This is a genomic window from Isoptericola halotolerans (assembly GCF_045689585.1).
Lineage (GTDB): Bacteria > Actinomycetota > Actinomycetes > Actinomycetales > Cellulomonadaceae > Isoptericola > Isoptericola halotolerans_B.
In genome coordinates, this window is sequence record NZ_CP140108.1 from 1415826 (window position 1) to 1438610 (window position 22785).

The following is a 22785-nucleotide window of genomic DNA, read 5'->3' on the forward strand; positions in this document are numbered from 1 at the left end:
CCGACCCGGACACCGGGTGCCGTGACACGCTGGCACCATGGCTGACCGTCTGCGCACCGCCACCTCCCCGTACCTGCGCCAGCACGCCGACAACCCGGTGGACTGGTGGCAGTGGGGCGACGACGCGTTCGCCGAGGCCCGGCGCCGCGACGTCCCCGTGCTGCTGTCGGTCGGGTACGCCGCCTGCCACTGGTGCCACGTCATGGCGCACGAGTCGTTCGAGGACGACGAGGTCGCGCAGGTGATCAACGACGCGTTCGTGCCGATCAAGGTCGACCGGGAGGAGCGACCCGACGTCGACTCCGTCTACATGGCGGCCACCCAGGCCATGACGGGCCAGGGCGGCTGGCCCATGACGGCGTTCCTCACACCGGACGGCGAGGCCTTCCACTGCGGCACCTACTTCCCTCGCGAGCACTTCCTCGGGGTGCTCGGCGCGGTCCGTGACGCGTGGGCGGACGGGCGCGACGCCGTCGTGCAGCACGGCGCCGCCGTGACCGCGGCGATCGCCCGCACGACGGGACCGCTGCCGGGTGCACCCCTCGACGACGCGGCGCTCGCCGGGGCCGTGTCCGCCGTCGCGCGTGACGCGGACCGGGTCCACGGCGGGTTCGGCGGGGCGCCGAAGTTCCCGCCCTCGATGACGCTCAAGCACCTGCTGCGCCACCACGCCCGCACGGGCGACGATGCCGCCCTCGCGCTGGTCGAGCGGACGTGCGAGGCGATGGCGCGCGGCGGGATCTACGACCAGCTCGCCGGCGGGTTCGCGCGGTACTCCGTGGACGCGCGCTGGGTGGTGCCGCACTTCGAGAAGATGCTCTACGACAACGCCCAGCTCCTGCGCGTCTACGCCCACCTGTGGCGGGCGACCGGGTCGCCGCTCGCCGAGCGCGTGGCCCGCGAGACCGCGGAGTTCCTGCTGCGGGACCTGCGCACGGCCGAGGGCGGCTTCGCCTCCGCCCTCGACGCCGACACGGTGGTCGACGGACACAGTGTGGAGGGCCTCACCTACGCCTGGACGCCCGCGCAGCTGCGCGACGTGCTCGGGGACGACGACGGCGCCCGGGCCGCGGAGGTCCTCGCGGTCACCCAGGCGGGTACCTTCGAGGGCGGGACCTCGACGCTCCAGCTGCCCGAGGACCCTGATCCCGCCTGGTGGGCGGACGTCCGTGCCCGGCTCCACGCCGCGCGGGAGCAGCGCCCCCAGCCCGCCCGGGACGACAAGGTCGTCACCGCGTGGAACGGGCTCGCGGTCGCGGCGCTCGCCGACGCCGGGGTGCTCCTCGAGCAGGACGCCTGGGTGCGCGCGGCCCGGGAGTGTGCGGAGCTGCTGCTCGACCGGCACGTCGTCGACGGGCGGCTTCGGCGCGCGTCGCGGGACGGCGTCGTCGGTGCCCCGGCTGCGGTGGCCGCCGACCACGGCGACCTCGCCGAAGGGCTGCTCGCCCTGCACCAGGCCACGGGAGAGGCGAGCTGGCTCACGACTGCCGGCGAGGTGCTCGACGTGGCGCTGGACCACTTCAGCGATCCGCGAGGAGGCGGCTTCTTCGACGTCGCCGACGACGCGGAGCGGCTCGTGGTGCGGCCCCGCGACCCCAGCGACGGACCCGAGCCGTCGGGACAGTCGGCGCTGGCCGCCGCGCTCGTCTCCTACGCCGCGCTGACCGGCTCGGCGCGGCACCGCGCCGCCGCCGAGGCCGCCGTGGAGGCTTCCGGGGCGCTCGCCCGGCAGGCGCCGCGCTTCGCCGGCTGGGCGCTCGCCGCCGCCGAGGCCCTGGCGGCCGGGCCGCTGCAGGTCGCGGTGGTCGGCAGCGGCGCCGGAGCGGCCGACCTCGCGCGGACCGCGCGCCGCACGGCCACCGCGGGCACCGTCGTCGTCCACGGACCCCCCGACGCCGAGGGTGTGCCGCTCCTGGCGGACCGGCCCCTCGTCGACGGCGGCCCGGCCGCGTACGTGTGCCGCGGGTTCGTGTGCGACCGGCCCATGACCACGACGGCGGAGCTGACGGCCGCGCTCGCCCGCTGAGCGGGCGGCGGGACGGCTCAGGCTCAGCCGAGCGTCATCGCGCGCAGGTCGTCCAGCGTGCCGTCGGACACGTCACGGTCGGAGTACTGCCAGAACTCCCGGTCGCGGCGCGGCACCTCGGGAGCGAGCGCCACCGACCGGATCCACAGCGGGTAGCGGTCGTCGTCCTCGCCCAGGTAGCGGCTGCGCACCTCCTGGGTGGTGTAGATGATCGGCACGGCGCCGTAGTGCTCCTCGAGCGCGGCGAGCATCGGGTCCAGGATGCCGCGCAGGTCCTCCACCGACGGCGGGTCCGCCGCGAAGTCCCCGTAGTACTCGACGTCGACCACCGGCGGCAGCGTGCCCTGCGTGGCCGGCACCTGCTCGATCAGGTGCGCCGCCTGGCTCTCGCCCGGGCTCTCGAAGCTGAGGAAGTGGTACGCGCCCACCAGCAGGCCCGTCTCCTGCGCACCGGTCCAGTTCGCGGCGAACCGTTCGTCCACGCGGCTCGACCCCTCGGTCGCCTTGACGAACGCGAAGTCGAGGTCCTGGCCCGCCAGCACCGGCCAGTCGATCTCGCCCTGGTAGGCGGACACGTCCACCCCGCGGACGTCGTAGTCGTCCGCCGAGCGCCACCACGACCGTCCCCAGGCCACCCAGCAGCCACCACCGTCGTCGTGCTCCGCTCTCGCTCACCGGGGAATCATGGCAGACCGTCCGACGCCGGCCGGCCCGGCGGGACCGGGGCCCGTGACGCGCTGCGGGTGGCGGCGAGCGACCCCAGCAACCGCAAGGCCTCCGCGCTCGACCCGTCGTCGGCGTGGTAGACCACGAGCTGCTGGCCAGGGCTCGAGGGGACGTCGAAGGCCTGCATCCGCAGCGTCAGGCCGCCGACGTCCGGGTGGTGGAGACGCTTGGGGCCGTGCCCCTTGCCGCGCGCGTCGTGGCGTGCCCACCGGTCGGCGAACTCGGTGCTCTGCGCCGCCACGGTGCGTAGCACCTCGCGGATCCGGGGGTCGTGGGGGAAGGCCCCGTGCAGGAGCCGGAAGCCCGCGACCGTCCTGTTCGCGACGTCGTCCCAGTCCGGGTAGAACGTGCGTGCCGTGGGATCGAGGAACACCGTGAGGACCAGGTTCGCACCGTCCTCGAAGCCGTCGAAGAGCGCGCCGGCCAGGGCGTTGGTGGCCAGCACGTCGTAGGCACGTCCGACGACGATCGCGGGGGTGTCCGGCCACCGGTCCAGCAGGTCGGCCAGCCCGGGGTCGACCCGCTCGGGCAGCGACACCCGTCCCGGGGCGGGGGAGAGGCCGGCGACCCGGTACAGGTGCAGCCGGGCGTCGTCGTCGAGCTGCAGGACCTGGCTCAGCGCGTCCAGCACCTGCGCCGACGGGTGGCGCTCGCGGCCCTGCTCGAGGCGGACGTAGTAGTCGACGCTCATCCCGGCCAGCATCGCGACCTCCTCGCGCCGCAGGCCCGGCACGCGGCGCACCCCCACGACCGGCACCCCGGCCGCCTGCGGGGTCACGCGGGCGCGCCGGCCGCGGAGGTAGTCGCCGAGCGGGGTCGAGGCCATGGTCCCGATGCTAGGTCGGGGCGGACCTGCGAGGGAGGGTGTGCCGCTCCCAGGCACGGCACGTCCTTCCGGGGCCGGCGGGCGACGAGAAGGGTCGACGGCATGACGACGAACACGACGAGCACGACGAACGCGACGAGCACGACGAGCACGCCCGAGACCTCGACCGGCAAGACCGTCCTCGTGACCGGGGCCAGCAGCGGGATCGGCGAGGCGACCGCCCGCCGTCTCGCCGCGGACGGCCACCACGTGGTCCTGACCGCCCGGCGCACCGACCGGCTCGACGCGGTGGTGACCGAGCTGCGCGACCGCGGTCACAGTGCCGAGGCCCGCGGCCTCGACGTGACCGACCGCAGCGCGGTCAGCGCCCTGGTGGACACCGTGGTCGCCGACCGCGGCCGCCTCGACGTCCTGGTCGGCAACGCCGGCGTCATGCTCCTGTCCCGGCTCGACGCGCTGCTGGTCGACGAGTGGGACCGCATGCTCGACGTCAACGTCCGCGGGCTCCTGCACGGCGTCGCGGCAGTCCTGCCGCACTTCCGCGCCCAGGGCGGCGGGCACGTGGTGACCGTCGCCTCCATCGGCGCCCACGAGGTCGTCCCCACCTCCGCGGTGTACTCCGCCACCAAGTACGCGGCCTGGGCGCTGACCGAAGGGCTGCGGCAGGAGTCGGACCCGAGCATCCGGGTCAGCACCGTCTCTCCGGGGGTCGTGGCGAGCGAGCTGGCGGACCACATCACGGACCCGCTCGCCGCCTCGGTGATGGAGACCTACCGGGCGGCGAGCATCCCGGCGGACGCCGTCGCGCGGGCCGTCGCCTTCGCCGTCGCGCAGCCCGCCGACGTCGACGTCAACGAGATCGTGGTGCGGCCGGCGGCGCAGCGCTGACCGGCACGCCGGGAACCGGGACACCGGGTGGAGCGTTGGACCCGGCGATCCCACCCGTCCCGGAAGGACCCCTCGCATGACTGCGCCCGCCGACCCCCGGCCCGCCCCGGCACGACCCGCCACGGCACGACCCGCCGGGAAGCCCCCGCTGTCCGGGCTCGGCCGGCTCTACGCCGTCGTCGCCTGGTTCGAGGCCTTCACGTGGGTGGGTCTGCTGGTGGGGATGTTCCTCAAGTACGTCACCGAGACCACCGAGGCGGGGGTCTGGTTGTTCGGGCGGCTGCACGGCGGGGCGTTCGTGGCCTACGGGATCGTCGCGCTGATCGTGGCCGTCAGGCACCGCTGGGGGATCTGGCGCACCCTCGTGGCGCTGGCCGCCGCCGTCCCGCCCCTGACCACGCTGCTCGCCGAGTGGTGGCTGCGGCGGACCGGTCACCTGAGCGCGCCGGCGCAGATCCCCGGTGCCCCGGAGCGTCGTCCGTAGTTTCCCGGATCGTTACCCGTGCGGTGCCCGCACGGCGGCGGCGCTGGCTACTGTGATTCCATCCATCTCGATCAGTGGGAGAAATCACACATGCACACCATGCGCAAGCAGGTGGCCGGGGCGACCACGCTCGGCCTCGCGCTCGCGGGTGTCGTCACCGTCGGTGCGCTGCCCGCCCAGGCCGCCGACCCGGTCGACATCCAGATCCTCCAGACGAACGACTTCCACGGCCGCATCCTCGAGGACTCCTACGGCGGGGCCGCCGGGGCCGCCGTCCTGGCCGGAGCGGTCGACCAGCTGCGGACCGAGAACCCGAACACGATCTTCGCGTCGGCCGGCGACCTCATCGGCGCGTCCACGTTCGAGTCCTTCATCCAGCAGGACAAGCCGACGATCGACGCCTTCAACGCTGCGGGCCTCGACGTCTCGGCGGTCGGCAACCACGAGCTCGACGGCGGCTACGACGACCTGGTGAACCGGGTCTCGGCGCCGTACGACGCCGAGGAGAACCCGTACGGCGGGGCCGAGTGGCCGTACATCGCGGCGAACATCATCGACGCCGAGACCGGGGAGCACGCGACCCCGCCGTCCTGGGTGACCGAGGTCGGCGGCGTCGAGGTCGGGTTCGTCGGTGCGCTCACCGAGGACATGCCGTCGCTCGTGAGCCCCGACGGGATCGAGGGCCTGGAGTTCACGGACATCACCGACGCGGTGAACGACGAGGCGGACGTGCTGCGCGCGCAGGGCGTGGACCTCGTGGTGGCGCTCGTGCACGAGGGCGCGGCCACCGACGACTGCGCGGAGATCACCGAGGGGTCCTTCGGCGAGATCGTCACGGGCGTCGACGGCGACGTCGACGCCATCGTCTCGGGCCACACGCACCTCGAGTACGACTGCCGTGTCCCGGTCGACGCCTGGGCCGATCGTCCGGTCACCGAGCGACCGGTCGTCTCCGGGGGCGAGTACGGCGTCAACCTCAACCAGCTCGTCTTCACGATGGACCCCGAGTCGGGCGACGTGCTCGGGCTCGAGTCCGCCGTGCTGCCGCTCATCGGCAACTACCCGGCCGACCCCGAGGTGGAGCAGATCGTCGCCGACGCCGTCGACGTCGCCGACGAGCTCGGTGCCGAGCCGCTGGGCGAGATCGCCGGAGTGCTCAACCGTGCGCAGCTCACGGCGACCGACGCCGACGGGAACCCCATGCGCACCGAGAACCGGGGCGGCGAGTCGACGCTCGGCAACTTCGTCGCCGAGGTGCAGCGGTGGGCGACCGAGGCCGAGGAGGCCGGCTCGGCGCAGATCGCCTTCATGAACCCCGGTGGCCTGCGGGCGGACCTGACCGGCGAGGCCGGCACCGACTTCCCCCGGACCGTCACCTACCAGCAGGCCGCGGCCGTGCAGCCGTTCGCCAACACGCTGGTCAACATGGACCTGACGGGCGAGCAGGTCAAGACGGCGCTGGAGCAGCAGTGGCAGCGCGACGCGTCGGGCGAGGTGCCGTCGCGGCCGTTCCTGCGGCTCGGCGTCTCCGAGGGCTTCACGTACACCTACGACCCGGCGCTCGCCGAGGGCGACCGGATCACCGGCATGTGGCTCGACGGTGAGGCGATCGACCTCGACGCCTCGTACTCGGTCACGGTGAACTCGTTCCTGGCTGCCGGTGGGGACAACTTCCGGGTCTTCGCCGAGGGCGCCGACGCCCGTGACACCGGCAAGATCGACCTGACGGCGTTCGTCGACTACATGGCGGAGCACGCCGCCGACGAGCCGCTCGCGGTCGACGCGAGCCAGCGTGCCGTCGGCGTGTCGTTCACCGCCAACGAGGAGCTGAAGGCCGGCAAGAAGACGGCGTTCGACGTCTCCTCCTGGTCGATGTCCACCGAGGCGGACGTGACCGACGACGAGCTGGTCGTCCAGCTCGACGGCGAGGAGATCGGCCGGTTCGCCGTGGACAGCACGGTCGGCTCCGACCCGTACGACGAGGTCGGCACCGCGTCGGTGGACCTGCGGCTGCCGAAGAAGCAGGCGGGCACGCTCACGCTGGTCGGCGAGGCCACGGGCACCGAGGCCGTCGTCGGCGAGGTGCAGGCCAAGGGTGGCAAGCCGGACTGGACGCCCGGCAAGCCCTACACCGCGGGTGACGTGGTCGAGCACGAGGGCGCCACCTTCGAGGCGATGTGGTGGACCACCGAGACCCCGGGCGCCTCTCCGTGGGGCTCGTGGCAGGAGATCGCCGCGACCGCCGACGGCACCGCCGTGTGGACCTCCTCGCGGGTGTTCACCGCCGGTGACGTCGTCGAGCACGACGGCGCCACCTTCGAGGCGCAGTGGTGGACGCGGAACCAGGAGCCCGGCGACTCGCCGTGGGGCCCCTGGCAGCTCACCGGCTGATCTCGACCAGCGGACGAGCGCCCGGGGCGCTTCCTCGATCGGTCCGGTCGAGGAAGCGCCCCGGGCGCGCGTCGTCCCGGTCCCACGCGCAGGCCCGGCTGACGTAGTCGAAGAACGCCGGCTGCGCCGCCTCCGGCAGCGGGAGGTGCAGCAGCGGCTGCTCCACGCCGTCCACCATGGTCAGGACCGGCGTGAAGGTGCCCCGCTTGTCCTCGGCCACGGCGTGCGGGTCGCACCGCCGCGGGACGACGTCGAGGGTGATGTCGCCCGCGCCGTCCGGCACCACGGCGTCGCCCGTCCAGGCCTCGGAGCCGTCGGCGGGGGTCATGAGCGTGGTGCCCGTGATCCGCTCCACCTCGACCGCCGGCCCGCCGGGCACCGGCTCGACCCGGACGCGCAGCAGCAGCACCAGGTCGTCGCGGCGCCGCTCGGTCCCGAGGTCCGGGAGCACCCGCAGCGTGGCCCCGGACGCCACGAGCCGCCGGGTGCACTCCTGGGTGTGCACCGCGGCGAGGCGTCCGTGCGGATCGGTCGCGGTGAGCGCCACCTCGGCCGGCGTGCCGGGCGTGTCGGCCTCGCCGAGCGCGACCGTCACGCTCGCCGGGACGGCCCCCGCGCCGTCGTCCCCACCCGGGGTGCCCGACGGCGGAGGCCCGGTGGTGCAGTCCACCTCGCCGAGCACGATGCGCACGTCGTGCGAGCCGCCCGGCCGCAGGGTGCGGGCGCGATGGGAGTCGTCCAGGCTGCTCGGGCCGAACCCGTCGGCCTGCAGACGTCCTGCCAGGAGTGCGAGCGTCTCGGCGGAGCCGTTGGTCACGTGCAGCTTCGCGGTGCCGGCGGCGTACTGGGTGCGGTCCTGGCGGACCTCGACCCGCAGGCTCGAGGCGACGTCGTCGGGCACCCCCGCCGGGGCGCAACCCGCCGCCGCCCCGAGGGCCACGGCGGTGAGCAGCGCCGCGGACGCCGGGACGGGTCCGCGGCGGACCGTCACGCCGACCCCGCGTCGGCGCGGGCCGGGCGGTCGATCACCCGGGACATGACGATCGCCGTGCGCGTCTTGTCCACCCGCGCGCCCACCCGGAACGACTCCACGATGCGTTCCACGTCGGCCATCGAGTCCGCCATGATCTGCACCAGCGCGTCCGCCTCGCCGGTGACGGTGTCCACGCGCACCACCTCGGGGATGGAGCCGAAGTCCCGTTCCAGCGCGGCGGGGGAGATGTTGCCGCGGCAGAACACCTCGACGTAGGCCTCGATGCGCCAGCCGAGCTGCTCGGGGGAGACCCGCACGGTGAACCCGGAGATCTCGCCGCGGGCCTGCATGCGGTCCACCCGTCGCTTCACCGCCGGTGCCGACAGGCCCACGGCCTCCCCGATCTCCGCGTAGGAGGCGCGCCCGTCGCGCAGCAGCAGGCCCACGATCTTCCGGTTGGTGGCGTCCACGACCCGTCCTCGGTGTCGGTGTGGTGATTCGTTGTGAACAGGGTATCGAATCCTGCAAGAGTGCCCATGAATGCGCAGGATTCGGAGCATCCGGGGCAACGGCTCGCCCCCTACCGTCGCCGCATGACGTTGATCACACCTTCCGCCGCTCCCGCGGCGCCCGCGCCGCTGCCCGAGACCACCGCGACGCCCACGGACCGCACCGCGACCCCGCGCCACTTCCTCATGTGCCCGCCCGTCCACTTCGACGTGGTCTACGCGATCAACCCCTGGATGGACGTCACCGTGCCGGTCGACGCCGGGTACGCCGTCGTCCAGTGGCAGGCCCTCAAGGCGGCCTACGAGACCCGGGGTCACACCGTCGACGTCATCTCTCCCGTCCCCGGCCTGCCGGACATGGTCTACGCGGCCAACGGCGGCGTCGTCGTCGGCGGCAAGGCTCTCGCCGCCCGGTTCACGTTCCCCGAGCGCCAGCCCGAGGGTGAGGCCTACGAGGCGTGGCTCCGCGACGCAGGCTCCGCCCGCGGGATGACCAGCCTCGGCCAGGCGGTCGAGCGTAACGAGGGCGAGGGTGACCTGCTCTGGGACGGCGAGGTCATGCTCGCCGGCACCGGCTTCCGCACCACGCGCAGCGCGCACGCCGAGGTGGCGGACAAGCTCGGCGTCGAGGTCCTCACGCTCGAGCTCGTCGACCCGCGCTTCTACCACCTCGACACGGCGCTGGCGGTGCTCAGTACCGCCGGCAGCGCGCCCGACGGTGGCGACCGCGCCGAGATCGCCTACTTCCCGGCCGCTTTCACCCCGGAGTCCCGGGCGGTGCTGCGCGAGCGGTACCCCGACGCGATCGAGGCCACCGAGGCGGACGCCGCCGTGCTCGGCCTCAACGCCGTCAGCGACGGTCGGCACGTGTTCCTCACCGACCGCGCCACCGGCATGCACGCCGCCCTGCGCGAGCGCGGCTACGAGCCCGTCGGCATCGACCTGTCCGAGCTGCTCAAGGGCGGCGGCTCGGTGAAGTGCTGCACGCTCGAGCTCCGGCCCTCCCTGCACCCCGTCCCGTCCGCCGCGAAGGAGGCCTGACCATGACCACCGTGGACCTGCTGGACGTGGCCGCCACCGCCCGGTGGATCGCCGCGCGCGGCCCCGAGCGGATCATCGCCGAGCTCACCGACGCCCTCGCGACGGACTTCCGCCGCTGGCCCGAGCTCGACAAGCGTCCCCGCGTCGCCTCGCACTCCGCCGAGGGCGTCATCGAGCTCATGCCCACGTCCGACGGCGTCACGTACGGCTTCAAGTACGTCAACGGGCACCCGGTCAACCCGGCGCGGGGGTTCCAGACCGTCACCGCGTTCGGCGTGCTCGCCGACGTGCACAACGGCTACCCGACGTTCCTCGCCGAGATGACGCTGCTCACCGCGCTGCGCACCGCGGCCACGTCGGCCCTCGCCGCCAGGACCCTCGCCCGGCCGGACGCGCGCACGCTCGCCCTGCTCGGTACCGGCACGCAGGCGGAGTTCCAGGCGCTGGGTATGCGGACCGCGCTCGGCATCACCCACGTGCGGGCCTGGGACGTCGACCCGGCCGCGCGCGAGAAGCTCGTCCGCAACGCCCGCGGCCTCGGCTTCGAGGTGCACGAGGCCACCAGCGCGGCCGACGCCGTCCGGGGCGCCGACGTCATCACCACCTGCACCGCCGACAAGCGCAACGCCACCGTGCTCACCAGCGAGATGCTCGCCGACGCCGCTCCGGGCGTGCACATCAACGCCATCGGCGGCGACTGCCCCGGCAAGACCGAGCTCGAGGCGAGCATCCTCACGGCGCCGGGGACCGCCGTCGTCGTGGAGTACGAGCCGCAGACCCGGATCGAGGGCGAGATCCAGCAGCTCCCGCCGGACTCCGCGGTCACCGAGCTGTGGGAGATCCTCACCGGCGACGCGCCGGGTCGCACGAGCCCCGACCAGGTCACCGTGTTCGACTCCGTCGGCTTCGCCGTCGAGGACTGGTCCGCGCTGCGCCACGTCCACGCGGCCGTGCTCGCGGACCCCGCGACCCGCGGGCTGCTCCAGCAGGTCGACCTGATCGCCGAGCCGACGGACCCCAAGGACCTGTGGTCGCTCGTGGCGGCGCAGGTGCTGACGCCGCAGCCGTAGGCCGGCGACGGACGGCACCTCCGGTGGCCCCGGGCGGGTGATTTCCGCCCGGGGCCCGCCCGCTGCCCCAATGACGCCGGCACAGCGCTCCGCGTCGTGCCACCGCCCAGGTGACGGCACGGAACGAGGGACCGCATGACCGCGAGCGACGACGGTTCGACCGCGTCGAGCAGTCCCGCGAGCGACGATGCCGTCCGGCGCATGCTCGCCGCGGTGGAGGCCTCCGACGACGGCGCGGCCGAGCGCGGCCCCGGGACGCGGGGGAGCGGCGACCAGGACGTCGTCCGGACGGCGCTGGCGACGTTGCCGCACGACGACCAGCGGCTCCTGTGGGACCGGCACGTGCTCGGCCGGACGATGGACGTCGTGGCGCGCGAGCTGGGCGTGCACGCCCGGGCGGCGGCCCGCCGGCTGCGCGCCGCCGAGGACCGGCTGGCCCGGGCTCTCACGGCGGCGCACGCGCGCGGAGCCGGCCAGCAGGTCTGCATGGAGACGCGGGGGGCGTTGCACGACTACGTCCGCCACCACCTCGGCGCCGGGCGACGGCAGCTGCTCGAGGACCACCTGTTCGCGTGCGCGGGCTGCATGCGTGCCTTCATCGACGTCCGTCACGCCGCGTGGGCGCTGCGTGACACCGCTCCGCTGCTGCTGGGCGGTCTCGCCGTGGGGACGTCCTGGCCGGTCGTGATCGGCGCGTCCGGTGCGGCGTCGTCCGGCACCGGGCTGGTCGCCTGGTGGGGCGCCGCCGGTGCCACCCTGACGGCGGGGGGCGAGTGGGTCACGCGAGGCCTGCGGCAGGTGTTCGGCCGGCCGGCCGGTATCGCCGCCGGTGTGGGGGTCGCCGCCGTGGCGGTGGCCGCGGCCGCTCTCGTGGGAGGCACGGGCACCGGCTCGTCTCCGCAGGAGCCGCCGCCCGTGGTCGCGGAGGAGCCCCCGGCCGCGACGGACACGCCGTCACCTGTCCCGACGCCGTCCCCGGCGGAACCGACGCCCTCCGACGACCCCGCGGAACCGTCGGACGAACCGACCCCGGCGCCCACCGAGGAGGCGGGCGACCCTCCGGCACAGACCGTCTGGGAGCCGGGACCCGCACCGGACCCGCAGACCACGCCGGACGACGAGCAGCCGCCGGAGCAACCCTCGACGCCTCAGCAGGAGCCGACCGAGCCGGAGCCGACCGGGCCGGAGACGCAGCCGACGGAGCCGACGCCGGGCACCGGGCCAGAGACCCCGCCGGCCGACCCGGACACCGACCCGGACTCCGGCTCGACACCACCGACGGACCCCGCGCCCGAGCCGGAACCCGAGCCGGAGCCGGAGCCCGAGCCCGAGCCGGAACCCCAGCCCACGCCGGTGGAGGTCACCGTGAGCGTCACCGTCGAGGGCATCGGGTGGTTCCGGGTGGTGCCGACCGACGGCGCCGAGATCGTGACCGTCACACCGACGAGCAGGAAGACCAAGGCCGAGTTCGGCTGGACGGGCTACTGGCGGGTCTGGACCGCGAGCTGGCGACCGGGCGGGATCGACGTGACGGTGCGTGGCGAGCCGGGCACCGATCCCGGCGTGGAGCTCGTGCTGTGGGACCGCGGCTGACGCGCTACCTCGCGCCGGGCTGCGCTACCTCGCGCTCGAGGAGGACCAGCACCTCGAAGTGGTCCGTCTGCGGGAACATGTCGAGCAGCACCGCCCGCCGGGGCCGCAGCGACGGCATCGCGGCCAGGTCGCGGGCGAGCGTCGTGGCGTGGCAGCTCGAGTACAGCACGTGCCGCGCGTCCGAGGCCTCCAGGCGGTGCGCGAGGTCAGGCCCGATCCCGCGTCGCGGCGGGTTGACGACCACCAGCTCGGGATCGGCGTCCGTCCCGAGCGCGAACCCGGTCGCGTCTGTCGCCGAGAACCGCGCGTCCGCCATCGCGGCGCGCCACCACGCGGCGTCGTGCCCGCCGACGACGGCGTCCGGCGGCAGCGCGGCCAGCTCGCCCGCCGTCGTGGACGCCGACGCCACGGCCTCCGCCGAGATCTCGATCCCGGTCACCGACCGACCGGGCGCGGCGCAGTGCAGCGCGAACCCGCCGACCCCGCAGTACAGGTCCCACAACGAGGCCGGGGCCGCCTCGTCCACCCATCCCCGGGCCTGCCGGTACAGGGCGGCGGCGACCTCGGTGTTGGTCTGGAAGAAGCTCTGCGGGCGCAGGTGCAGCGTGATGCCGTCGACGCGCATCGGCAGGGTCTCGCGGTCGGTGAGCACGATCTCCTGCTCGCCCTCGAGCACCGCGGCGTGCACGGGCTGGACGTTGACGCTGAGCACCGCCAGGCCCGGCAGCGTGGCGTGGAGCCAGGGCAGGTGCTTGCGGATCCGCGCCACCGCCTCGGTGGAGCGCAGCACGAGGCGGACCATCAGCTCGCCGTCGGGGGAGAGCGTCACCAGGACGTGCTTGAGCTCGCCGCGGCGGGCGGCGTCACGGGGGGTCACCTTGCGGCGGCGGCGCGGGGCGCCGGGCGCTCCACCGTCCTCCGCCGAGGGTGACAGGTCGTACGGCTGGAGCCGGGCGCGGGTGACCAGCTCGGCCAGCGGCCCGAACGCCGCCTGGAGGGCGGGTGGGTAGAGACCGCAGTCCGTGAGGTCGACGCTCTGCCCGGCGTACGGTCCGGGCGGGCCGACGATCCCGAGCACCGGCTCATCGATGGTGCCGGTGACCACCATCTTGGCCTTGTTGCGAAAGCCGCTCTCGGCGCCGGTGACGGCCGGCAGCCAGGTGACGTCGTCGTATGCCGCGAGCAGCTCCCGGACGTGCGCCTCCTTGCCGGCCACCTGCGTGGGCCGGTCGACCTGGATCAGGGTGCACGAACGGCACCGGCCGGCGTCGTAGTGAGGGCACTGCACCGGACCATTGTCCCGCGGGTCAGCCGGGGAACCGCTCGGCGAGCGCGCGGAGCTTCGTCACGTACGCGCCCTGGTCGATGTCGGGGATGTTGGTGGCGCGCGGGATCAGGCCGACGGCGCCGTCGGCCTCCTCGCGCAGGATGTCGGCGTGGCCGGCGTGCCGGCTCAGGTCGTAGATCACGTGCACGATGATCCGCTCCAGCGTGACGTCGCCCCGTTCGCCCCACCACGGCACGCGGCCGGGAGCGTCGAGCGGCAGCTCGGCGATGGTGGTGTCGGCGAACACGGCGACGCGGCGGTAGAGGTCGATGATCTGCGCGGCGGACTCCTCGGCCGTCGCGTAGAAGTCCGCGTTCGGGTCGTCGTCGAGCTGGGCCTCCGAGGGCACCTCCTCCGGCGTCGGCCAGGGCCGCCCGAAGACCTCCCCGAAGTAGCCGCTCTCGATGCTCGCCGCGTGCTTGATCAGCCCGAGGAGGTTGGTCCCGGTGGCGGTGCGTGGCATCCGCAGCTCACGCTCCGAGAGGCCCTCCGTCTTCCACAGGAGCGACTCGCGGACCTCGTGCAGGTGGTGCAGCAGCATCTGCTTCGTGTCGGGCAGGGTGTTCATGGGGCTCCTTCGCCGGGTCGGGGGTCAGACCACCAGCAGGCCGCGACGGGTGGCCACGGCGACGGCTTCCGCCCGGCCCGAGACCCCGAGCTTGGCGAGAACGTTGGACACGTGGACGCTCACCGTCTTGGTGGAGATGTAGAGCCGCTCGCCGATCTGCCGGTTCGACAGGCCCTGGGCGACGAGGGTCAGGACCTGCTCCTCGCGATCGGTGAGGGTCGACGTCTCGTGACGCGCGCCGGGGACCGGGACACGGGCTCGCCGGGCCCAGGCGAGCACCGCGTCGGCGAGCGGGCGGGCGCCCATCTCCTGCGCCTCGCGCAGGGCCTCGAGGCTCTCCAGCTCGGCCGCCGCGCGCTCCCCGGCCGCCCGCAGCGCCTGGGCCCAGCGGAAGCGGCATCGCGCGACCTCGTAGCGGTACCCGTAGGAGAACTCGCAGACCGCGGCCTCCCAGAGTGCCGGGTCGGCGGGCGTGCGGTCCGTCGCCGCGGCGAGACGCGCGTGCTCCGCCGCGGCCCGGCGCAGCCACGCGCGGCCCTCCGGCCCGAGCACGCCGCCGCGGGGACGGCCGCGTTCCGCTGTCTCGCGAGCCACCGCGAGCAGCTCGTCACCCGCCGCCCGGCGCTCTGCCTGGCGGGCGTCGTCGCCGCCGAGGGACTCCTCCGCGGCGTCGGCCAGGGCCGCCAGCGCGAGGGCGGAGATCCAGATCCGCCCGAGGAAGTAGGTGCTCCACACCGCGCCGAGGTGCTCGACGACGGTCGCCGCCAGCTCGACCGCCTCGTCGTACCGGCCCGCGAAGGTGAGGGCGTCGATCCGGCACCCGCCGGAGATGAGCGCGACGAACCCGTCGACGTCCCAGTCGGCCCGCAGCGCCGCCGTCCGGTCGAGCACCTGGTCGTCGCCGCGGGCGACCGCGGCGTACAGGCCGGCGCTCTCGAGCACCATGGCCTCGAGAGCCGGGACCCCCGCCCGGGGTGGTGCCGCCGTGAGGTCGCCCCGCACGTAGCGGAGCAGCTCGGCGATCATCCGCATCGAGATGCCCGTGGAGCTCCGGGTCGTGCCCGTCTCCTCCGCGCGGGCCAGCGCCTGGCGCAGCAGGTCGTCCGCCAGCTCCAGCCGGCCGGCGTAGTACCAGGTGGTGGCGAGGTTGTACCGGCACCGCATCTCGGCGCCGAGGCTCCCGGCGTCGACGGCGCGGTGCATGGCCGACTCGATGAGCCCGGCCGCCGTCTCGGGGTCGCCGACCTCGATCACCGCCAGCGAGGCCAGGGCGTCGGCCTCGGCGTGCGGTGCCCGTGCCCGGTGGGCCACGTCGACCGCGCGCTCCAGGAAGGCGCGGGCGTCGTCGTCGTGGTCGCGGTTCATCTCCAGGCGACCGCGGACGGCGAGCGTCGAGGCGAGGTCCTCCGTCGGGTCTGCCGGGAGCACGTCGAGCGCGAGGTCGGTCTGGTGGACGGCCTCGCTCACGTCCTCCTCGACGTCGAGGAGGTAGCGGGCCAGCACGTGCCGCAGGCTCGCCTGCCGCTGCGGGTCGTCGTGGAGCGAGTCGATCGCGCCGCGTGTGAGCTGGACGGCGCGGCTCGGCTGGCCGCTGCGCCAGGCCGCGGCGGCGGCGTCGAGCGCGACCTCGACGTGGTCCGCCCGGACGCGGGCGGCGGCGTCGGGCACGGAGTCCCACAGGGACAGCACCTGCTCGAGGTGACGCAGCTCCTCCGTGGGTGCCAGGAAGTTGCGGGCGCACTCGGCCGCGTCGTAGGAGGCGACGAGCGCCGTCGGCAGGTCGTGGCCCTGCTGGGCATGGTGCGCGCGCTCGGCGGCGGAGCCCAGGGCGGGGGAGTCGACCAGCGCCGTGAGGTAGGACAGGTGCATCGCGGCGCGCTCGCCCGGCAGCAGGTCGAGGTAGAGGGCCTCGGCGAGCAGGGCGTGGCGGAACGCGAGGTGCGGGCCCTCGACGGCGAGGACCTGGTGGGCGACGGCGTCGCGCAGCGCGCCGGCGGCCGCCGCCGGCTCCTCGAGCCCGGGCGTCCGTTGCGCGGCGGCGCGCAGCAGGTCCTCTCGCACCTGACGACCGGCGACCGACGCGAGCCGCACGAGCTGCTGCACGCCCGGGTCCAGGTCCTGCATGCGGGCGTGCAGCACGTCGGCGAGCGACCAGGGAAGCGTGCCGGTGGCCATCCCCGCGGCGACGAGCTCCTCGGCGAAGAACGCGTTGCCCTCCGAGCGGCGCTGCACCTCGCCGAAGTCGTCGTCGGGCAGCGGGCCGTCGTTGAGCGCGGTGGTGAAGGCACGCAGCTCGTCGGCGGTGAACGGCTCCAGCTCGACGTGCTCCACGCGCCCGGAGCGGTGCAGCTCGGCCAGGAGCGGCCGCAGGGGATGGCGGCGGTCGACGTCGTCGCTGCGGTACGTGAGCACGAGCAGCAGGTGCTCGGTGCGCAGGCGGGTCACGAGGAAGCGCAGCACGTCGCGCGTGGAGGGGTCCGCCCAGTGGAGGTCCTCGATGACGAGGACCAGCGGGGCCCCGGGCCGGCCGGCGGTGGCGAGTGCGCTCGCCATGCCGTCGAGCAGGGGCAGGCGCTCGTCGTGCTGGTCGCCCTGGGCGGTCGGGCGGCCGGCGGGATCGAGGAGCCGCGCGAGGGCGGGGCGGCCGGCGACGACCTCGGCCACGCGGGACGCGACGTCGTCGTCGGTCGAGTGCTGCAGGTGTCCCAGGGCTTCGGTGAACGGCAGGTAGGGGATGCCGATCTCGCCGAGGTCGACGCAGTGCGCGACGACGACGCGACCGCCGGCCTGCTCGGCCGTGGCGGCCAGGTGGGTCACCAGCCGGGTCTTGCCCACACCGGCGTCACCACCGACGAGGAGCGCTCCCGGCTCGCCGGACGCCGCCCGGTCGAACGACCGGCGGAATCCGGCGACCTGGTCCTCGCGGGCGATGAGGGGGATCTGGGACGACCGGCGCACCTGCGCATCGTCCCACCTGGCGCCGACACCGGCCGAGCGAACTGCCGCCGTCACGCGGCCCGGCGGGCGTGGTCCTGCGCGGACCGCAGCGCCGCCAGGCCGGCCTCGATCTCGCCGGCCCGCCGGGTGACGCGTGCCTCCCACGCCCTGGCGTCGGTGCGGTCCGAGACGGTGTCGATCGTGTCGGCGAAGCGCTCGACGGCGTCGCGCGTCCGGGCGGCCAGCTCGCCGGCCCGCAGCGAACGGCGAGCCGCTCGCCACTCCCGGAACCGGGTCCAGGCCGTCGGTGCCCCGTAGGCGAGCGCCGCACGCTCGCGACGGTACGCCAGCTCTGCTTCCCAGGCGGGTCCCTGCAGGTGCATGATCTGTCCCTTCGCCGTGCCGCCGGTCGTTCCGGCACGACCCACACTCGTGCTGAGGTGGGGTGCGGCGGATCGTCCGGTCGCCCAGTCCTTCGGGGCCCGGGTACCTCAGACGCGGGGTCTGAGGTGGCTCGCACCGGTCTGAGGTGGCTCAGGGACCATGGGGAGACGACGGCGGCCCCGCCGACCCGGGAACAACCCGGGCGACGAGGCCGCCGCACCCCCTACCGCGGGTCAGTCGCGGTGCTTGAACACCGTCACCCGCACCGGGGTGTCGACGATCGTGGTGCCGGGCACCTCGTCGGCGACCAGCTCGGTGTGCACCACGCCCTTGCCGGGCCGCTTGGCGGGAAGCGTCACGTCGTACGTGAGGCTCCCGCCCGGCGTCGGATCGGTCGAGGTGACCACCTGGGTGCTGCCGTCCGGCAGCTCGGCGACCATGTCGCCGTCACCCGCGGCGTTCTCCGCCCCGACGAGGAACGCCATGCCCGGGCTCGCCATCGCGTCCGCGTAGTCGAAGGTGATGTCCTGGTCACCGTTGGTGCCGATCCACACCTGGAACGAGCGGGCGTCCTGGGTGCCCCAGACGTACATGTCCCACTGGACCACCAGCCAGCTGTTCGCCCCGTCGGTGAGGCTGCCGATCCGCACGCCCTCGGCCGCGGTGCCGTCGCCGGCCTCGCTGTTGAGGTCCGTCCAGAACGGTGCCAGCACCGAGTTGGGGCGCGCCGACGACGCGCCGCCGGGCAGGTCGCAGCAGTTGTTGTCCTCCGACGTCCCGCCGCCGGCCACGAGGTAGCCGTTGGAGTCGACGCCGAGCGAGGTGTACGTGCGGCCGTTGTACTCGTAGGCCGGCACGTCGTAGGTCGTCAGGGTCTCGTCGCCGAAGGACTCCGGCGAGATGCCGAAGTCCTCGAGGTCCAGGAACCCCGAACCGTCGAGCACGTCGACGCTCGGCACGCCGAGCTCGGCGGCCGCGAGGGTCGCCGTCTCCGTGTGCTTGCCTCGCAGCGCCCGCTCACCGGTAGTCGTGGCGGACACCGACTGCTCGTTGAACGACTCGTTGGACGCGGTGACCGTGCAGGTCACGTCGTCCTTGAAGTGGATCGACTCCTCCTCGCAGGACTGCGTCAGCGCCACGTTGCCCTGCGTGGGCACGAACGCCACCGGGAGGTGCCCGTCGCCCCGCTGGGTGCGGAACGTGATCTCGGCGAACTTCTGCTCGCCGCTGGCCGAGGTGTCGGTGATCGTGATGTCGAAGTCCACGCTCCTGCCCGGCCGCACGGTCGCGATCCGGGGGCTGAACGAGATCTTCGTGCCCTCCGGTGTCTCCGCCCGCGGGTGCACCACGAGCGTGCGGCCCGAGGTGTTCTCGAGCGTGCGCGTGGTGGTCAGCCGCCCGGGCAGCGTCGGTGCGTTGATCGACGGGATGTTGAGGTCCACCGCGTGCACCGGGTCCGTGGTCAGCGCCGCGAAGTTCTCCGTGGTGTCGCTGATCGTGAACGGCGGTGTCAGGGACTCGCCGACGTCGACGCGCCCCGCACCCACGTCGAACGGGTCGGCCGGGCTGGTGAGGTCCTCCTTGACGACGTCGGTGGTCGACTGCGTCATGATGGCGGACTTGATCTGGCCGGGCGTCCAGTCCGGGTTCGCCGCCTGGAGCAGCAGGCCCACGCCGGCGACGTGCGGCGACGACATCGAGGTGCCGTTGATCGCCTGGTAGTACTGGCCGGACGGGCCGCTCTCGGGGACCTCCGGCGTCGGCGTCATGGCCGCCAGGACCTGGACGCCGGGCGCGGTGATGTCCGGCTTGATGAACGGGCCGGCCGGGCCACGGGAGGAGAACGCCGCCACCACGTCGCCCTGGCCCTCGGACGGTGCGCCGTCGGTGAACGTCGCGGTGACGCCCGAGTGCTCGCCGTACCAGGCCATCATCTCGGTGCCGTCCGCGAGGTGCAGCGCCGGCAGGTAGTGGTTGTCGGTCGCGACGTCGGCGAGCGCCGGGTTGTACAGGACCATGCCCGCGGCGTCGCCCTGCAGCACGTTGTAGCCCTTGAGCACGCGCGCGTTCTGGCCCCGCTCGCAGAGCACGACCATGCCCTCGAACATGCCCTCGGGTGCCGGTTCGAGGCACATCGGGTCGGAGTAGGGGGCCTCCGAGGCGTGCACGACGGGCAGCGGCTCCTCGACCCCCTCCACGATGGAGGCCCCGTCGGCGGTGAACGTGGAACCGTCGTCGGCCGTCAGCGTGAGCGTCGAGCTGAACTCGCGCGTCTGCGTCGACGCGGCGACCGTGGTGACCCACGGGCTCACGTGGTTGGCCGTGGCCGCGCCGGGGCCGGCGTTGCCTGCCGACGCCGCGACGAAGACGCCGGCGTCGTAGGCGTTGAGGAAGGCGATCTCGATCGGGTCGGTGACGGTGCTGCCGCCGGAGATCGAGTAGTTGATCGCGTCGACGTCGTCCAGGACCGCCTGCTCCACCGCGGCGACCAGGTCGGAGGTGTAGCCGCCGCCCGGGCCGAGCGCCTTGTACTCGATGATCTTCGCGCCAGGGGCGACGCCCTGGATCCGCTCGAGCTCGGGCCCTATGGTCTGGACGTCCTCGACGACGTTGCCCGCCGTGGTGCCGGACGTGTGCGAGCCGTGGCCCTCCGCGTCCCGCGCGGTGCCCTCGTAGAGGTACCCCTCCGGGTCGAGCAGGTCGTACAGGTCGGTGAACGAGTAGCCGCCGATCAGCTTGTCGTTGCACTCGAACGGGTCGTCCTCGGGGGTCAGCGGGTTGTCGCCGTAGTTGCAGGCCACGGTCGGGCCGTCGTACTCGCTGAGGTTGCCGTCGTCGGCGAAGGACGGGTGCTCGGGCCAGAGGCCGGTGTCGATGTTGCCGAGCACGAGCCCGTCGCCGGCCTCCGACGTGGTGCCCAGCTCCGCGTAGGCGGCGGGCGCGTCGATGAAGTCGGTGCTGGAGTCCGTCAGCGGCTTCTCGAGGGTGTTCTCCTGCACGGCCACGACGCCGGGGACGTCGAGCAGCGCCGGGATCTCGTCACCGGGGACGAGGGCGGCGACGCCGCCGTAGACGACGTCGAAGCTGTCCACGACCTCGGTGTCGGGGACCGCGGCGGTGACGTCGGCGGTGATCGAGCGCTCCTGCTTCTTCACGTAGCCGCGGTAGCGCTTCTCCGCGGGTGCGTCCTTCGCCAGCGGCTCGCCGGTGACGGCCGGGCTGGTGGCGTCGTACTCCGGGATGGAGCCGTCGTAGGAGGCCACGGCGTCGTAGTCGTACTTGACCAGGACGGGGACCTTCTTGCTCGAGCTCAGCGAGAGCAGCTTCTTCGGCGTCTCGACGAGCGCGCTGGTGGGAGCCTTGGGGCCGTCCTCCCGCGACGTCGCGGTCGGTTGGGCCTCCGTGAGGCTGAGGTCGTCCGGGTCCGGCGCGGCGCCGGCTCCCGTGGCGGTGAGAGAGGTGATGACCAGCGCGGCGCCTGAGGTGATGGCGGCGAGCCGGAGTCTGGACTGGTGGTTCCGTAAGCGCATGTGAGCGCACCCTTCGTCTCGGTCCGTCGAACGAGACTCCCGACCGGAGCCACCGCGGTGTGGCGGTCCCGATGTCGGGGGTCGATCAGCAACATACGGCTTGTGTGATGCAAGCAACATTCGAGCGTGTGTCGGGCAGGTGACGACGCCCAGGGTCGACCGGGACCAACCGGGCATAGCGCCCAGGGTGCACGGGCAACCATTTTCGCGCACCATGGGGCCCATGCTCTGGTGGGGGACAGGTCTGGTCGTGCTGGGCGCGGCCGTCGCGGGGCGCGCGATCTGGACGGCGCGCCGGTCGGAGTCGACCGGCGCGCACGGGCTGGTGATCGCCCTGGGTGTCGCGCTGGTCTTCTGGGGTGCCGTGCTGGGAATCGTCGCCGTCGCGCGCTCCTGAACGCTGCCCCCTCGACGGAAAGAAAGGGTAGGCAAGCCTAACCGCTGATGGTACGGTGGCGACGTCCTGACGTTCTGTCAGGTCGTCACGACCCCAGGAGGCCGTCATGTCCACCCTCGCGCCCGAGGCCCCGTTGTCGGTGCTGCTGCGCGAAGGTACCCGCGCCGAGCACCAGGACGCGGAGTCCGAGGGGTTCGTGTCCCGGCTGATGTCCGGGGGGCTCGACGTGGCCGCCTACGCCGACCTCGCCGCGCAGCAGCTGGTGGTCTACAGGGCGCTGGAAGAGGCGAGCGCGGTCGTCCGGCGCGACGTCCGCGGGGCGACCCTCGTCTTCGACGAGCTGACGCGTGTGCCCGCCATCGAGCGTGACCTCGCGCACCTCTACGGTCCGTCGTGGCGCAGCGAGGTCCGCACCCTGCCGGCCACGCGTGCCTACGTCGAGCGCCTGCGTGCCGTCGGCACCCGCCTGCCGGAGTATGCCGCGCACGCCTACACGCGCTATCTCGGGGACCTGTCCGGCGGGCAGATCGTCCAGCGCATGATGCAGCGGCACTACGGCATGGGCGACGCCGGCCTGGAGTTCTACGACTTCCCCCAGATCCCGAAGACCAAGCCGTTCAAGGACGTGTACCGCGAGCGCCTCGACGGGCTCGCCCTCGACGCCGTGGGCGTCGCTGCCGCCGTCGCGGAGGCGCAGGAGGCCTTCCGCCTCAACCGTGCCGTCTTCGTCGAGCTGGGCGAGGCTCACCCCGGCACCGCGGGCTGACCCCGCCCACCGCACCGCACCGCGCACCGCGGGCGGCGAGCTCGAGGAGATCCTGCCGGGCTCCGTCGTCGAGCGGACCGTGGAGCTGGCCGGCGTCCGGCCGATGGTCCGGGTCGGTGCCGACGTGCGGGTCGACGGCGTCGTCGTCGGGATCGGCGGAGGGCAGACAGCGGTCGCGGCCGGCGAGACCTCCGGCTGGGCGGTGCCGTGGTCGCTGCTCGCCGTCGTGGTGCTCGTGGCAGCCACCGCCGTCGGGTGGCCGCTGTGGCGGGCACGTCGCCGGCGCCCGGGCACGGCCACGGCGACGCCCGGCTCCGGCGGATCCGGGAGCGCGACGTCGTCCCTATGA

Annotated in this window: 19 protein-coding genes; 10 read left to right on the plus strand and 9 right to left on the minus strand. The window is 73.9% G+C overall.

The features are described from left to right. Positions 1–37: 37 nt before the first annotated feature. Entirely contained in the window at positions 38–2026 is a 1989-nt protein-coding gene (locus tag UQW22_RS06695; protein ID WP_407320127.1) for a thioredoxin domain-containing protein, read from the plus strand. Positions 2027–2049: 23 nt separating this feature from the next. Here UQW22_RS06695 and UQW22_RS06700 read toward each other — a convergent pair whose 3' ends face one another. Together UQW22_RS06700 and UQW22_RS06705 are read right to left on the minus strand one after the other, a co-directional pair. Then, positions 2050–2661 carry a GH25 family lysozyme gene (locus UQW22_RS06700; protein ID WP_407320128.1) on the minus strand — a complete coding sequence of 204 codons (612 nt, stop codon included), beginning with the start codon at positions 2659–2661 and terminating at the stop codon, positions 2050–2052. Between the two features lie 47 nt (positions 2662–2708). Then, a complete protein-coding gene (locus UQW22_RS06705) occupies positions 2709–3578 on the minus strand; it encodes a helix-turn-helix transcriptional regulator (protein WP_407320129.1) in 870 nt (289 codons plus the stop codon). A 102-nt stretch (positions 3579–3680) separates the two neighbouring features. Here UQW22_RS06705 and UQW22_RS06710 point away from each other — a divergent pair, with 102 nt between their 5' ends. From UQW22_RS06710 to UQW22_RS06720, 3 genes are all read left to right on the plus strand, one after another. Beyond that, positions 3681–4466, plus strand: a complete 786-nt coding sequence (locus tag UQW22_RS06710) for an SDR family oxidoreductase (RefSeq protein WP_407320130.1) — start codon at positions 3681–3683, stop codon at positions 4464–4466. Between the two features lie 76 nt (positions 4467–4542). Beyond that, positions 4543–4950 carry a DUF3817 domain-containing protein gene (locus UQW22_RS06715; protein ID WP_407320131.1) on the plus strand — a complete coding sequence of 136 codons (408 nt, stop codon included), beginning with the start codon at positions 4543–4545 and terminating at the stop codon, positions 4948–4950. 90 nt (positions 4951–5040) lie between these two features. Continuing rightward, positions 5041–7341 (plus strand): 5'-nucleotidase C-terminal domain-containing protein, encoded by a 2301-nt coding sequence (locus tag UQW22_RS06720; RefSeq protein WP_407320132.1) that lies wholly within the window; start codon positions 5041–5043, stop codon positions 7339–7341. Here UQW22_RS06720 and UQW22_RS06725 read toward each other — a convergent pair. Both UQW22_RS06725 and UQW22_RS06730 read right to left on the minus strand, forming a co-directional pair. After that, positions 7331–8332: a hypothetical protein gene (locus UQW22_RS06725; protein ID WP_407320133.1), complete on the minus strand. Its 1002-nt coding sequence runs from the start codon at positions 8330–8332 to the stop codon at positions 7331–7333. The two genes, UQW22_RS06720 and UQW22_RS06725, sit on opposite strands and share 11 nt — an antisense overlap. Continuing rightward, the gene (locus tag UQW22_RS06730) at positions 8329–8784 is read right to left on the minus strand and encodes an Lrp/AsnC family transcriptional regulator (protein WP_407320134.1); all 456 of its coding nucleotides are present in this window, start codon (positions 8782–8784) and stop codon (positions 8329–8331) included. Before UQW22_RS06730 ends, UQW22_RS06725 begins: the two co-directional genes overlap by 4 nt. Before the next feature lie 123 nt (positions 8785–8907). Here UQW22_RS06730 and ddaH point away from each other — a divergent pair, with 123 nt between their 5' ends. The 3 genes from ddaH to UQW22_RS06745 all read left to right on the plus strand — a co-directional run bounded on the left by ddaH (position 8908) and on the right by UQW22_RS06745 (position 12527). After that, positions 8908–9864 (plus strand): dimethylargininase, encoded by a 957-nt coding sequence (gene ddaH, locus UQW22_RS06735; RefSeq protein WP_407320135.1) that lies wholly within the window; start codon positions 8908–8910, stop codon positions 9862–9864. 2 nt (positions 9865–9866) lie between these two features. Next, positions 9867–10934, plus strand: coding sequence for an ornithine cyclodeaminase (locus UQW22_RS06740; RefSeq protein ID WP_407320137.1), 1068 nt, complete (start codon positions 9867–9869; stop codon positions 10932–10934). Positions 10935–11069: 135 nt separating this feature from the next. Continuing rightward, entirely contained in the window at positions 11070–12527 is a 1458-nt protein-coding gene (locus UQW22_RS06745; RefSeq protein ID WP_407320138.1) for a hypothetical protein, read from the plus strand. A 4-nt stretch (positions 12528–12531) separates the two neighbouring features. On the opposite strand, the gene rlmC is transcribed toward UQW22_RS06745, so the two are convergent. The 5 genes from rlmC to UQW22_RS06770 all read right to left on the minus strand — a co-directional run bounded on the left by rlmC (position 12532) and on the right by UQW22_RS06770 (position 21273). After that, positions 12532–13815 carry a 23S rRNA (uracil(747)-C(5))-methyltransferase RlmC gene (gene rlmC / locus UQW22_RS06750; RefSeq protein ID WP_407320140.1) on the minus strand — a complete coding sequence of 428 codons (1284 nt, stop codon included), beginning with the start codon at positions 13813–13815 and terminating at the stop codon, positions 12532–12534. A 19-nt stretch (positions 13816–13834) separates the two neighbouring features. Then, positions 13835–14422 (minus strand): DinB family protein, encoded by a 588-nt coding sequence (locus tag UQW22_RS06755; RefSeq protein ID WP_407320141.1) that lies wholly within the window; start codon positions 14420–14422, stop codon positions 13835–13837. A 24-nt stretch (positions 14423–14446) separates the two neighbouring features. Beyond that, a complete protein-coding gene (locus UQW22_RS06760; RefSeq protein WP_407320143.1) occupies positions 14447–17380 on the minus strand; it encodes an AAA family ATPase in 2934 nt (977 codons plus the stop codon). A 50-nt stretch (positions 17381–17430) separates the two neighbouring features. After that, positions 17431–17742: a hypothetical protein gene (locus UQW22_RS06765; protein ID WP_407320144.1), complete on the minus strand. Its 312-nt coding sequence runs from the start codon at positions 17740–17742 to the stop codon at positions 17431–17433. Between the two features lie 234 nt (positions 17743–17976). After that, positions 17977–21273, minus strand: coding sequence for a S8 family serine peptidase (locus tag UQW22_RS06770; protein ID WP_407320146.1), 3297 nt, complete (start codon positions 21271–21273; stop codon positions 17977–17979). 223 nt (positions 21274–21496) lie between these two features. Between UQW22_RS06770 and UQW22_RS06775 the strand changes: the two genes are divergently transcribed. From UQW22_RS06775 to UQW22_RS06785, 3 genes are all read left to right on the plus strand, one after another. After that, on the plus strand, positions 21497–21670 hold the full coding sequence (locus tag UQW22_RS06775) for a hypothetical protein (protein ID WP_407320147.1): 174 nt from the start codon (positions 21497–21499) through the stop codon (positions 21668–21670). Positions 21671–21776: 106 nt separating this feature from the next. Further along, the gene (locus UQW22_RS06780; protein ID WP_407320149.1) at positions 21777–22436 is read left to right on the plus strand and encodes a heme oxygenase (biliverdin-producing); all 660 of its coding nucleotides are present in this window, start codon (positions 21777–21779) and stop codon (positions 22434–22436) included. Continuing rightward, positions 22387–22785 carry a hypothetical protein gene (locus UQW22_RS06785; RefSeq protein WP_407320150.1) on the plus strand — a complete coding sequence of 133 codons (399 nt, stop codon included), beginning with the start codon at positions 22387–22389 and terminating at the stop codon, positions 22783–22785. The genes UQW22_RS06780 and UQW22_RS06785 overlap by 50 nt, the downstream gene beginning before the upstream one ends.